Origin of the sequence: Paenibacillus dauci (assembly GCF_000971985.1) — a bacterium.
GTDB classification, from domain to species: domain Bacteria; phylum Bacillota; class Bacilli; order Paenibacillales; family Paenibacillaceae; genus Saccharibacillus; species Saccharibacillus dauci.
In genome coordinates, this window is record NZ_LAQQ01000002.1 from 481653 (window position 1) to 494487 (window position 12835).

General features: G+C 47.1%; 10 protein-coding genes, 1 pseudogene and 1 riboswitch. Of the genes and pseudogenes, 5 read left to right on the forward strand and 6 right to left on the reverse strand.

The features are described 5' to 3' along the window. Window positions 1–13 precede the first annotated feature (13 nt). Entirely contained in the window at window positions 14–991 is a 978-nt protein-coding gene (locus WH46_RS16450; protein WP_046227564.1) for a methyltransferase domain-containing protein, read from the reverse strand. Between the two features lie 101 nt (window positions 992–1092). On the opposite strand from WH46_RS16450, the gene WH46_RS16455 reads away from it, so the two are divergent. Beyond that, complete coding sequence (locus tag WH46_RS16455; protein WP_046227565.1) at window positions 1093–2220, forward strand: copper amine oxidase N-terminal domain-containing protein; 1128 nt, start codon at window positions 1093–1095, stop codon at window positions 2218–2220. A 188-nt stretch (window positions 2221–2408) separates the two neighbouring features. On the opposite strand, the gene WH46_RS16460 is transcribed toward WH46_RS16455, so the two are convergent. Further along, on the reverse strand, window positions 2409–2945 hold the full coding sequence (locus WH46_RS16460; RefSeq protein WP_046227566.1) for a hypothetical protein: 537 nt from the start codon (window positions 2943–2945) through the stop codon (window positions 2409–2411). 180 nt (window positions 2946–3125) lie between these two features. Next, the gene (locus WH46_RS16465; RefSeq protein WP_046227567.1) at window positions 3126–3578 is read right to left on the reverse strand and encodes a DUF4385 domain-containing protein; all 453 of its coding nucleotides are present in this window, start codon (window positions 3576–3578) and stop codon (window positions 3126–3128) included. A gap of 180 nt (window positions 3579–3758) precedes the next feature. Between WH46_RS16465 and lepB the strand changes: the two genes are divergently transcribed. Continuing rightward, on the forward strand, window positions 3759–4268 hold the full coding sequence (gene lepB / locus WH46_RS16470) for a signal peptidase I (protein ID WP_052714266.1): 510 nt from the start codon (window positions 3759–3761) through the stop codon (window positions 4266–4268). A 128-nt stretch (window positions 4269–4396) separates the two neighbouring features. Here lepB and WH46_RS16475 read toward each other — a convergent pair whose 3' ends face one another. From WH46_RS16475 to WH46_RS16485, 3 genes are all read right to left on the reverse strand, one after another. Continuing rightward, a complete protein-coding gene (locus tag WH46_RS16475) occupies window positions 4397–5656 on the reverse strand; it encodes a cation:proton antiporter (protein WP_046227568.1) in 1260 nt (419 codons plus the stop codon). A gap of 252 nt (window positions 5657–5908) precedes the next feature. Further along, entirely contained in the window at window positions 5909–7405 is a 1497-nt protein-coding gene (gene nagE / locus WH46_RS16480) for an N-acetylglucosamine-specific PTS transporter subunit IIBC (protein WP_046227569.1), read from the reverse strand. A gap of 215 nt (window positions 7406–7620) precedes the next feature. Then, on the reverse strand, window positions 7621–8487 hold the full coding sequence (locus WH46_RS16485; protein ID WP_046227570.1) for a PRD domain-containing protein: 867 nt from the start codon (window positions 8485–8487) through the stop codon (window positions 7621–7623). Between the two features lie 1028 nt (window positions 8488–9515). Continuing rightward, window positions 9516–9615: riboswitch (purine riboswitch) on the forward strand. Between the two features lie 128 nt (window positions 9616–9743). Between WH46_RS16485 and WH46_RS16495 the strand changes: the two genes are divergently transcribed. The 3 genes and pseudogenes from WH46_RS16495 (at window position 9744) to WH46_RS16505 (ending at window position 12825) form a co-directional block, all read left to right on the forward strand. Beyond that, the gene (locus tag WH46_RS16495; protein WP_046227572.1) at window positions 9744–10928 is read left to right on the forward strand and encodes an MFS transporter; all 1185 of its coding nucleotides are present in this window, start codon (window positions 9744–9746) and stop codon (window positions 10926–10928) included. Between the two features lie 294 nt (window positions 10929–11222). After that, a pseudogene (locus WH46_RS16500) lies at window positions 11223–11618 on the forward strand (DUF6530 family protein); the annotation flags it as partial. 1 nt (window position 11619) lies between these two features. Next, window positions 11620–12825, forward strand: a complete 1206-nt coding sequence (locus tag WH46_RS16505) for an MFS transporter (RefSeq protein WP_046227573.1) — start codon at window positions 11620–11622, stop codon at window positions 12823–12825. Window positions 12826–12835: the final 10 nt, after the last annotated feature.

Below are 12835 nucleotides of genomic sequence, written 5' to 3' on the forward strand. Positions count from 1 at the left end.
CTTTTTGTGTCCATTAGCGGATAGAGATGGCGAGCAGGGTGAACCAATTATCCTGAGGATTCAGATGGGTGGCGATAAAGCCGTGGCTATTCAGCCAATCCAGCAGAAACTCTGCATGGGACCCATTCCCGTCAGAGAGGATACTGGTGCGATCGGTAATACAGATACGCCCGTGCGGTTTTAGCACACGCTGAATCTCCGGCAGAGCCAGCAGTTGCTGCTCGGCGCTCAGATGCCGAAGAGTGAAGCTGGAGACGACAAAATCGAAATACTGATCCGGATAAGGGATCGCCAGCAGATTGCCAATGCGCAGATCCATTTCCGGGAACTTGGAGCGGCACTGCTTGAGCATCTCCTGGGATTGATCGACACCAGACATGCGTATTCCTCGCCGCAGCAGCCTGCCCGCCAGATTGCCGGTACCGGTCCCCAGATCCAGACCATGTTCTGCTGCAATGCCCTGAATAGCACTCGCTGTGCTGTCCAGGGCTTTTTCGTAATCTGGGTATTCCCCGGTCTCGGTCTGTACATAGTCATCGTGATTTGACGCTCGCTGGTCAAAGTCCCAGTGATCCTGCCAGTTCTGGCGCATCTCCCGCAGCTTCCGGGAATGGTCGGCCAGCTGATAGATTTCCCCGATCGGCAGCTCCTGTCGACTGCGCAGCAGCTCAATCATCTGTGCCGTAGTCTCGGTCATTCGCTTCATCTCCAGCCACTGGGTCGTCAGGAGCGAATGCTGCAGTTCCAGATAGTAACGCAGCCGCTCGTTGTCCGGCAGACCGGTCGGTTCCAGTACATTGCGTATATCCTTGAGCGGCATACCGGCTTCACGCAGGGCAATAATCGTCTGCAGCCGCCAGATATCTTCTTCCACAAATACCCGATACTGATTGTCCTGCTGCCGGGCAGGCTCCAATAATCCATGCTGTTCATAGAAACGGATCGTGCGTGAGGTGATGCCGAGCTTACGCGCCAGTTCGTTAATTTTCATCAGATTCCTTACCACCTTAATAAATTGCTGTATTGTACCGTTATAGTCTATAGATATTCTGCAATACTTAAGCCTGATTATAACCAAAAGGGGATAGATATATGAAGAAATTTACGACTGTACTGCTTACCTGTCTGCTCGTTACCAGCATGGCAGCAGGCACCGTTATGGCCAAATCGGATCAAGGTGGCAAATCATCCAAATCCAGTTCCGCCAGCTCCAAATCCGAGAATAAGTCCAAAGATCGGGCGAAGCCGGAAGATAGCACCAGTACGGTAACTGCAGTGCCAACCGATAGCAGCCAACCTGTATCGGAACCGGCTGCTCCTGCTGTGGAACCACCAGTCGCAGAACCCGCGGTCACAGAGCCTGCACCGACTGTACAGCCAAAGCCGCCAGCGGAAGATACCAAAGCGAACACGGAGCAGGTGAACGAAAAAGAGAAACAAAAGAAAGAAAAACAAAATAACGGAAATGGCAACGGTAAAGCGAACGGCCATTCCAAAGATAAAGTGGAAGATAGCGCAGCCGGCGTAACCGACGATGTATATGGTAGCGGCAAAGGCAAGCAGGGATATAAAGGTCTGCTCCATGCCATCAATAATGTAAAAGACAAGCCTGCCGGACAAGTACTGGCCAATCTCTTGCTCACCCAATACGAGACACAGCTGACCCCGGAAATGCAGGCAGAACTGGAACAAATCCAGAACTCCAAAGAAGCACTGGAAAAAGCCACTGATCTGCTGGAAGAGAGCGGCAATGTAGACGATGCCGCTGCCCTGCAGGAGCAGGTGGTCCAATCGGACGTTACCGATCTTGACAGCTACAAGCGTCTGGATGAATTATCCGACCAGACCGCGGCTGACCCGGATGCAATGAATCTGTTCGTCAACGGTACGTCTTACACAGATGCAGAGCCTGTGGTTCAGGATGGAACGACTCTGGTTCCTTTCCGCGTTGTCTCGGAAGCACTGAATGCCAAAGTAACATGGAATGCCAAGGATCAATCGGTCACTGTGGTAAAGGATGGTCAGACCGTCAAGCTGTATGTAAATAAAAAGAATGCAGTAGTGAACGGTAAAACAGTAAGTTTACAGGCGGCACCCATGATGAAAAACGGCTCCACCCGTGTACCGGTACGCGTGATCAGCGAAGCACTGGGAGCTACAGTGAAGTGGGAACCAGTGAGTGAGTCCGTTGTCATTTATGAAGAAAAAGCGTCCACCTGATTCTGTAATACAAGAAAATTAACGCAAACAATTGATAAAATATAAAAATCAAAAAGTCATCCTCAAGAGACATAGATATGTTCTTCAAAAGGATGACTTTTTGATGTGAGACATAAACATACATACTTTCATCATACCGCTTTATAACCCAACAAGAATTACAGAGATAATGTATACGAAATACAAATTTATTGAGGTTGATCAATACTTTTTATAATCACCCAAACCAAAGCATTATAGTTTCCCTGATTTTTGCTATAAATCAAAGAAAGTTGAATTCCATGTTTTTGGTCAGTATAATCTCGGGAGGATAGACCTTGCTCACTATCATATTCTGTATTTCCGTAATTTTCTCCCAGGATCGTTACGGCATTATCCAGATTGGATATGGGTGTATTGTTAATTTCAAAATGTTGGTTTCCTTCATCTGTAGTCGTCTGAATGGCTGTTATAATTTTTTGATCATTATATGTGACTGAGAAGTTTTTGAAATGGTAGCTATTTTTTTGAGGCAATAAATCCTGTCTTGAGCCGTATTGATCCTTTTCTAATTGATTTAGCGATTCTCCCGGCTTGATATGGTATATCGTGACATTAGATAAATCCGTATCTTTCAATGTATTCGTGTTCAACTTTGCAGCAATGAATACCATTGCAACCACAGCAATAATGAGAATCAAAAGAAAAATAAAATACTTTTTTTTACTCGTAGATACACTATTCATAGTTCTCCTTAATAGTAATTGATCTCATAACCGTTTTTAATAGTATTTATAATTCATGAAATGGAAATAAATTGTAAGTAAAGGTTAACATACCGTGTATCTATCTTGTCAAATAACTCACAAGAATTACAAATTTTCAAAAATACATAAAAAGCTGAGTCTGCAATACATATAAAGGTCTTAACCATACTTCTGCTGATGCTCTTTTTTCATGCGGATATAGTCGGGGTCTTGTTTGGCTTCATCCCATTTGACTTTGAAAATGCGCGCAGATTCGGCTTTGACCGGATCGCTGGTGTATGGGAGAATCTCGCCATTCTCGTCGTACTTGCGGCCACCTTTGTGATTGGTGTAGCGGCGTGCACGGGTATAACCCATCTGCAGGAACTTGCGTGCCATGTCCATGCCGACAAAATCATTGTTTTCCTTGTATTCGAGGAACATGGAATAGATTTTCTCCGAAGATTCCGTAGCGATCTCCGGTGTTTTGAAGCGCCAGTGGGGTAGAATCTCGCCTTTGTAGGGTTCGACCATTAGCACGCCCTGTTCTCCTTTGCCGACGCGATACAGCTCGGGATGTTCGCGCAGATCCAGTGTAGAGTAGTCGATATCGTAGTTGAATTTCTCGGGCATATTGATCGCTCCTTTGAATAATAGCTTTATTGCTTATTACCCGTTATCTGGTAAGATGGAGCTGGAAAGTAAGGTCTGCTGGATACTAAATAGCAGCAAAGAAAACAGCAAAGCATCTATAGCATCTCAATGTACATATCAATACATGTCGATCCGATATGAAAATGGAGAGTGAAAAGTGTGAACGTAACGATTGGCGGGTTGTTGATAGCAGCCTTTCTACAAATGGCATCCCCTCAGAACTATGTGATTGATGGGCCGTCCATGCAGCCTACGCTCAAAACCGGAGATCGTGTGACGGTGACGGCTGCAGCCGAGAATGAAATTCATCGCGGCGATCTGATTCTGTATCAGGCACCCGAGGGCAGAGAATTCGTCAAGCGGGTCATCGCCCTTCCGGGAGAAAAGGTTAAAATGAAAGGCGACAAAACGTGGATTAACGGAAAAGTCATTCAGGAGCCTTATATTCAAAAAGCAGTTCAGCAAGCACATGATCAGCACTATACGTATAATATCAACGACTTCCCGACCAGTGCCAAAGAAGATAATCGTGTTGCTCCGCATAGCTTTTTTGTTCTCGGAGATAATCGTTCCAATAGCCAGGACAGCCGGATGACAGGCTTTGTCCCGATCGAAGAGGTCAAAGGGAAAGTAACCAAAATCAACGGTCGCTCCGTGAGCACTAAATAGATAATAGAGTAGATCAACAAGCTATGAATCCTCGCGCACTTTGTTCCAGGCAGGATGATAGTAGATATGAAAAATCCCCCGTACTCTGGAACGAGTACAGGGGATTTTTCGTCCTGGCTTCAATAGTATTAATGATGTTCATTGTGCTTTTCTTGTTCTGAAGCAGAAGCGGCATTAGGGATCAGCCCCAGCTTTGTAATCAGCGGTTTGATCGTCAACCCCTGGATAATCAGCGAGAACAGGACGACGCTGAATGTCAGTACGAGTATGGTCTCCCGTCCTTCAAATTCTAGCGGCAGGCTCAGAGCTAGTGCAATGGAAAGACTACCTTTTAGACCACCCCAGTTGAGTACCCATTTGGCAGGAGTGGAGAAGTCTTTTGACCGGAACAAGCTGATAAATAGTGCCAACGTACGGGCAACCAATACAATGACAATAGCGAGTACGATAATACCCCATTTGTCGGCAAAGCTGATATTGCGGATTTCCAGACCGATCATCAAGAAGATCAGGGAGTTGGCGATCAGCGTAATAACATCCCAGAATGTATTGATATTCTGGCTGGTTGTTGGAGACATACCGATTCTTTTACCATAATTACCGAATACAAGTCCGCCAGTCACCACAGCGATAACCCCGGATACTTCCAGATGCTCTCCAATAAAATAACAGCTGAAGAACAGCAGCATGGAAAAAGCAATTTCCAGCGGATAATCGTCATAATACTTGATCAGACGAGAGAACAGGAATCCAAGTATCCCCCCGACGGCTATACCACCTACGGCAAATTGCAAAAACAACAGTATACCACTGCCAAAACCGAGCCAGCCCATACTGATATAAGTGAGCAGATATACAGTCGAGATCTGGAAAAGAACAACAGCAATCCCGTCATTCAGTAGTGATTCACCTTCCATGGTGGTCACCATTTTCTCGGAGACACCCAGTGAGCGGAAGATCGAAATGACACTGATCGGATCTGTTGCACTCATCAAGGCGGCGAAGGTGAATGCGACAACCAGAGGAAGGCCGATTAGATAATAGGAGCCCAGCATAACGAATAGGAATGACAGCAGGGTCCCTCCAAGCGCAAGAGCGATAACAGGCCGCGACTGTTCGCGCAGATGCGAGAAGGGCAGTTTCAGCGTAGCATCTCCAAGCAGTACAGGCAGGAACAGCGAAATAATAATCGCCTGAAACACATTAGATTGGGTGATATACGTCTCTGCTGCCTCAAGTACCGGAATATTCACTGTACCAAGCAGCAACCCTACCAGTACAAGAGCGATAGACTCAGGCTGCCGCAGCTTGCGTGCAACAGCAATAACGGCCAGGGACACTGCGAGCAGAATTAGAATTTCAATAAATACTTCATTAAAACGATGCATGTACAGCCTCCGTTCCGTATAAGATACGATATGTATTTACCCATCCAGAACAAGAAATGAGCTGATTTCCTTTAATTATATACAGAATGCACAGAGAATGCAGGGAGTTGGCACATGAAGCAGCGATGTGTTGGTACTGTACAAAGCAAAAAACGTACGGCTGCTGTTAAGGGCAACCGTACGTTTTTTGTTTGTTTCTATTTATCATTCTGTTCAACGAATCGGAGTGGTATATGCAAATGAACAGAATATTTAGGCTTTGTGATCCATAATATCCTTGATATCATCTTTGAGCGCTTCGGACTGGGTACCGAAGATGACCTGTACCGCACCATGACCAAGTCGCATGACACCAGCAGCACCCAGCTTGCGCAGCTCGGCATCATTTACCTGACGATCATCTTTGACAACGAGTCGCAGGCGAGTAATACAAGCATCGATACTGTCGATATTGGGCGATCCGCCCAGTTGACTTAATACCATTGCGGCTTTGCTGTCTCCGTTACTAGCTGTTACAGCTGCGGCAGCCGGGACAGTGGCAGTTTTATCTACTGTAGTCGCAGAACTGTTGATAGCATCATCATCTTCACGTCCCGGTGTTTTGAGGTTCAGCTTCACAATCAGGAAGCGGAACAGTACATAGTATACAAGAGCAAACACCAGACCTACCGGAATCATGAGCAGCGGATTGGTAGCTAGCTTCATATTGATCAGATAGTCAATCAGACCTGCTGAGAACCCGAAGCCCAGCTTCACATTCAGCATGTACATGATCAGACCGGACAGACCGGTTAGCAGCGCATGCACTACATACAGCAGCGGTGCTGTGAACATAAAGGCGAATTCCAGCGGTTCGGTAATACCGGTCAGGAAGGAAGCAACAGCCGCGCTGATAAAGATCGAAGCGACCGCTTTGCGTTTCTCCGGACGTGCTGTATGAATAATTGCAAAAGCGGCACCCGGCAGCGCGAACATCATGATCGGGAAGAAGCCGGACATGAACATACCTGCCGATTTGTCTCCGGCAAAGAAGCGGGTCAAGTCACCGTGAACCACTTCACCGGCTGCATTGGTGTAATCTCCGATTTGGAACCAGGCAATCGAGTTCAGTACGTGGTGCAGACCGATCGGCACGAGCAGACGGTTGGCGGTACCGAAGACAAAGGCACCGAATCCGCCCAGACTCACTACCCACATACCAAAAGCAGAAATTGCATCCTGGATCGGACTCCAGATCATCCCGATCAGGGACGCCAGTATAATGGTGGTAGCTGCCGTAATCATTGGAACAAAACGTTTACCCGAGAAGAATCCGAGCCAATCCGGCATCTTGATATTGTGGAAACGGTTATACATATAAGCTGCCCACAGACCGACGAGGATACCGCCAAGCACGCCCATATTCAGTTTCACATCGTCGGGTATGTACCCCATAATCCCCGGAATTTCCTTGAGGATTGCTGTCAGGATCATATAACCGAGTACAGCAGAGAGAGCAGCGACCGCATCGCGGGCCATCCCGATCGCAATACCGACAGCGAAGATCAGTGCCAGATTGTCAAAAATAGCACCAGCACCTGCAGTCAGCAGCGGACCGATATAATGGTTCATAAAACCGCCTACTGCAGAGCCAAGCGGAATATCCGTCTCATAGTTGATCAAGCCAAAACCGCGCAGAATCGCAGCAGCAGGCAGTGTAGCTACCGGAAGCATCAATGAGCGACCGATTTTTTGCAAAAATTGTAGCATGGTAATCCCCCTTTGGATTATTCATTTGATTAACCCGTCATTCATTTTCGTAAGTGGTGTTATACAACAGAAGTATCGATACCGATCATAATTCATGAAAATTATTTTCATGTGAAGGATCAGCGAGTGTGAAACCTGTTCTTACCGTACACCCATATCAGATCGATGTACGGTACCGGCAGGTCCATAGTAAAGTGGCGAAAACAGCAGCGAGTTCAGCTGTCTGGCTTGTGCGTGCGGAACAGACGATACAGATGCATGGTCAGGAAACAGACTTCATCTTCGGGTACCGACATTTGTAGTTCCTGTTCCATGACTACCTTCATCCGTGAAGCCAGTTGGTACTCGTCGGCATACTGGTCACGAATATGCTGGATCAGCGGGTTGTCTACGAGCGATCCCTGTACAATCCGCTCCAGGGCAAAGCGCAGGTGGATCATCAGGCGAACCTGACTCATGCTGCCCTGTCTGAATGTCATCTGCCGTTCCTCTTCGATCATCTGCTGCAGCTTGCCGAGCAGAGAGGACATTTTAACCAGCTGTCCCACAGGAACGTGGGTCACCGCCGAATGAATATGATACGTCAGAAAACCGGCCTCATCCTCGGGGATATCGAGTCCGAACGTCTCACGAATCATCTGCAGTGCCTGAAGTGCCACTTCGTATTCCTGTGGAAAACAAACCTGCGTCTCCTGCAGAAATGGATTCACAATCTCAATACTATGTCGTATCCGGTACACTGTGAACTGGATATGACTGGGTAGAGCAAGATAAATCTTTTCATTCAGCTTCTCTGGAAAACTTTGTCCGATCAACTGGATGATCCGGTCGGAGACATCCATGACGAGTGCATCCATATCCTCGAAAAAGGTCGGATGATTCATCATCTGCTCCCGGTCTTCCAGCCGAAACCGCTTCTCGATCCGTTCATCCGTCGTGCTCAGCTCCTGCAGGTTTTTGGCGGCGAAGCCAAGTCCTTTGCCAAGCAGTACATATTCGGTGCCTTTCACCTCATCGCAGGCCATCACGATATTGTTGCCGACCACGCGCTCCACACGTAAAATCCGATGGTCTCTGTTCATTCCGATAATCACCTCTTGCTTGCAGAATAACACGACAAGTGGCATCCGAAAAGACAGAAGAGCACAGCAGCCTGACTTTTTTTCGTGTAACCGCTAAATAGGGGACGGAACGTTCGCAAATACGCAAAAAAGAGCCAAGACAAGGAGACACGGGAATACGATAGACGTATCCTGTATCGTCCGCTGCTTGGCTCATGCCCATTGCTGGTAACACGCCGATGTACGGTCGTTAATATTTTGGTTACGGTTTCATAACGTAGCATATAACGTATAATAGTGACCGTCAAGATGGATTGCACATTTTCATGATGAAAATGCACAATCGTAACGTTGACAGCTGGTCTAGTGGCTTTTTTTCATAAATAAAGAGCCGTATAGCAAGGCAAGCAGCAATATTCCGCAGGTTATTAATCTGACGGAAACCGGAACTTCCACGACCGAACTTAATACAACGATCAGAAACAGGAATAAACTCCCCTCGCGAATAAACATCCTGCGATCATCTTGCCTGATCCGGTAGACAAGTGCTCCAAGCATAAAAGCGGCCAAAAGAAAATAAGCTGTATCGACAATCAGGTGCAGGTTCAATATCATCACTCCAAATCCAAAATTATTACTATAAATCAATCGTGAATAAATTATGCTGTTTATATTTGGTTAAAAACATATGTGGTGAAAATAACACATATGAAATCATAATATTCAAACCCAGAAAAGCCTATATCCCACATACGGAACGCAGGCAAGGAAATAAGGGCAAAGGACGACATTGGAGTCCGGGAATCTACATCTTCTCCCTATTCGTAGATTTCTGGGCTCCACCGGAGGACGTGTCCTTATTCCTTGCCGAAGTGGATGATGCTTATTCACATCATTCTGTTTGCAGCCATGAGTAACCCTTACTGCACACACAGCATAATTATTTTTAATTTTACCGAAAACCCTGTTGAAATACCATTTTCAATCTGCTAATGTATATAACGTTGATGCATACGTGCATCTACACATGTACAACCGAATGACGACTGGAATAAATGATGATACATCATTGTATAACCTCAATAATATGGTTTGAGGGTCTCTACCAGGAACCGAACAATCCTGATTACAAGATGATGCGCAGCCCGCGTATCCTGTTGTAATCAGGATTTTTTTGTTGCGGCTCCGCACTGTTCCAGTGTTTTCGTTCGTTGCTGCTGCAGCGGCATTCATCTGCCGGACAGCCAACCTACTATTACACAAAGGAGAGAGACGGCTTGAATTTCAAAGTATTTATCCTCACTATTGCCACCTTTACGGTCGGCCTGATTGAACTCATCATCGGCGGTGTGCTGCCGGAGATTGCGAATGACCTGAACGTGTCGATCGGCACTGCAGGACAGCTGATCACCATCTATGCACTGGTCTACGCGATTGCCGGACCTACCCTGTTGGCCTTCACTTCCAAAGTGGAGCGCAAATCCCTCTATCTCTGGTCCATGTTGATCTTCACTATTGGCAGTCTGATTGCCTTCTGGAGTCCCAACTATGAAGTATTGTTCTTGTCCCGTATGCTGACAGCAGCGAGCGGTTCACTGATCGTGACCCTGTCTCTGACGATTGCGGTCAAAGTCGTTGCGCCGGAATTCCGCGCGCGTGTCATCGGTATTATTTCGATGGGGATCAGCTCCTCGATCGTGCTGGGCGTACCTCTCGGCGTACTGGTTGAAGAAGCACTCGGATGGCGCATTTTGTTCCTGGTAATCGCGCTGCTGACTCTGGTAGCAATGGTCGTAATCTATATGTTCCTTGACCATATTCCGGTAGAAGAAATCATGCCGCTCAAGGCACAGTTCGCTTCCCTTAAAAATAGTAAAGTACTCAGCGCGCATCTGGTTACGCTCCTGCTGCTGGCAGGTCATTACACCATGTATGCGTATCTGACTCCATTCCTGGAAAGCACAATGCATCTGAATGCGTACTGGATCAGCGTGGTCTACTTTGTCTTCGGTCTGGCTGCGGTAAGCGGCGGTATGATCGGTGGTGTGATGTCTGACCGTCTGGGTAGTACCAAGACGATACTGATCGTAATCGGCGTGTTTGCACTAGCGATGTTCGTGCTGCCGATGTCAGCCAAGTTCATCTGGATCTTCCCGGTTGTCCTGTTTGTCTGGGGGGCACTCAGCTGGGCACTGTCACCGGCACAACAGAGTTATCTGATCCAGAATGCACCGGAAACTGCCGATATCCAGCAGAGCTTTAACTTCTCAGCCCTGCAAATCGGTATTGCAGTCGGTTCAGCCTTTGGCGGAATCGTGATCAAGAATACCGGTTCGGTAACGATGAATGCTTGGGTCGGTGCAGCGATTGTCGTATTGTCGTTCTGCTGCGCATTGTACTCGCTGTCCAGACCGTCCGGAGCTGCCAAGCGTGTATCAAGTTCATCGGTACACACGTCCTGATCAAAAACTATATAAAAGTCCAATCCCCGATCACAGAGTTGTTCTGCTGTGATCGGGGATTTTTTTTGCTTTTATCTATTGATTGAATAGACAAATCAATAAATTGTTTGATTTATAAATAAACATATATTATATTATCTATGTAATAAGCAGACAAAAACGAAATAATCTTAAAAAAATGATTTTCCCGACAGGAAGAAAGGAGAAACGAATGGACCGTACGACTCATTTAAGCTACCAACCGGTAATGGAAGCAGCAGATTACACACAGGTGGATGACAGCGAGCCTGTCAGCAGGAGGCAAGTGAGCTGTCGCTTGGGCTGCACACTATGCAGCAAGATGGCAGGTTGGAGATTAGAGCAAAGGTAGGTAGTAGGGCAGCAGGGCAAGGGGATCTTTCAGAATCCGAATGGCCAATTCACCGGATTTTGGATGCAACCATTCTGCTATGCCGATCGATTGATTATGTTCAGGAAGCTTATAGACAGGAGAAATTGTATGATCCCGAGCACCCAGTGTTTGACCGTATCCCTTTGCAGGGGGCTGCATTGTCTGTAGGATTTGCTGCAGGTTGTGAAAATATTGAGCAGAATATACAGACTTTTCAACAGGTGCTTGAAGATGATGCGCATATTATTGGGGAGCGCTTGCGAATTCTCTCACGGCTGCTGGAGGAGTTGGGACACTAAGATGTGGAGCAATCGTTATGTTCGTACAATTATTTTATCCAGAGTGCTACTGCAGCTTGGCATATGGATTCGCAATTATGGGGTACTGCTATATGTAACCGAATGGACACACAACAATCCCGTTTATGTATCACTGATTTCCGTCGCTGAATTTGCACCGATCTTTCTGTTTGCCCTGATTGGGGGTACGTTGGCAGACCGCTGGCAGCCCAGACGAACAATGATCTGGAGTGATCTGTTGTCTGCTATGTCTGTCATAGCTGTACTGCTGCTGGTTCTAAAAGGAGGATGGATCGCGCTTCTCGCTGGCTCATTCATATCAGCCAGTCTCTCCCAATTATCCCAGCCTTCCGCGACCAAGCTGTATAAGCGGCATGTACCCGAAGAGCAGCTACAATCCGTGATGTCGTTGTCACAGTCGCTGATTGCCATATTTACGATTCTAGGCCCGGCTGCAGGTACGTTTATTTTTATCCAGTTCGGTATTCAGGTGACACTGATCGTGACGGCTATCCTGTTTTTTGGCTCCTTTTGTATTTTGTTGGGGCTTCCGGTAGATGAGGAAGAGACACAGCGCTCAGCAGGTCGCAAGTTCCGGGAAGAATTGAAAGAAGGATTGCATTATATCCGCTCCAATCCCTCACTGCGGACGTTGAGTCTGACTTTTGCAGCGGTCGGCATGGCTTCGGGACTGACACAGCCGCTGCAGATCTTCCTCGTGATTGAGCAGTTACATCTGGATAAGTCCTTTTTGCAGTGGTTCCTGATGGCGAATGGTGCAGCGATGCTAATAGGTGGAATTATCATTACAGGTCTCGCGAAGAAGCTACAGCCGCATCTGATGCTCATTACGGGCCTACTGATCAGTGCGGTCTGTACCGCAGGCATTGGAGCTTCCAGGCAGATGGTGCTGACCTTTGTACTGTTGATTATTAGCGGTTTATTTTATCCCTGCATCCAGGGTGGTATTCAGACGCTGATCGTACGCAATACCGCTGTAGCATTTATTGGACGGGTGTCCGGTGCGATGATGCCGGTCTTTATGGGCACGATGGTAGTCGGTATGTTGATTTCCGGTTATTTTAAAGAGTCATTATCATTAATGGCAGTATACATGTTCAGCGGTGGATTGATCATCGCCGGGGCACTTGTTCTGTTCCCGTTGGTTCTGCCAAAACGCTCGGATCAACAGAGCAAGGCAGCCTGATTCCTTACTG

Excerpts from the sequence above, each read along its gene's own strand:
- WH46_RS16450 (WP_046227564.1), bottom strand. The coding sequence starts at position 991 with ATGAAAATTAACGAACTGGCGCGTAAGCTCGGCATCACCTCACGCACG.
- WH46_RS16455 (WP_046227565.1), top strand. The coding sequence starts at position 1,093 with ATGAAGAAATTTACGACTGTACTGCTTACCTGTCTGCTCGTTACCAGC.
- WH46_RS16460 (WP_046227566.1), bottom strand. The coding sequence starts at position 2,945 with ATGAATAGTGTATCTACGAGTAAAAAAAAGTATTTTATTTTTCTTTTG.
- WH46_RS16465 (WP_046227567.1), bottom strand. The coding sequence starts at position 3,578 with ATGCCCGAGAAATTCAACTACGATATCGACTACTCTACACTGGATCTG.
- WH46_RS16475 (WP_046227568.1), bottom strand. The coding sequence starts at position 5,656 with ATGCATCGTTTTAATGAAGTATTTATTGAAATTCTAATTCTGCTCGCA.
- nagE (WP_046227569.1), bottom strand. The coding sequence starts at position 7,405 with ATGCTACAATTTTTGCAAAAAATCGGTCGCTCATTGATGCTTCCGGTA.
- WH46_RS16485 (WP_046227570.1), bottom strand. The coding sequence starts at position 8,487 with ATGAACAGAGACCATCGGATTTTACGTGTGGAGCGCGTGGTCGGCAAC.
- WH46_RS16505 (WP_046227573.1), top strand. The coding sequence starts at position 11,620 with ATGTGGAGCAATCGTTATGTTCGTACAATTATTTTATCCAGAGTGCTA.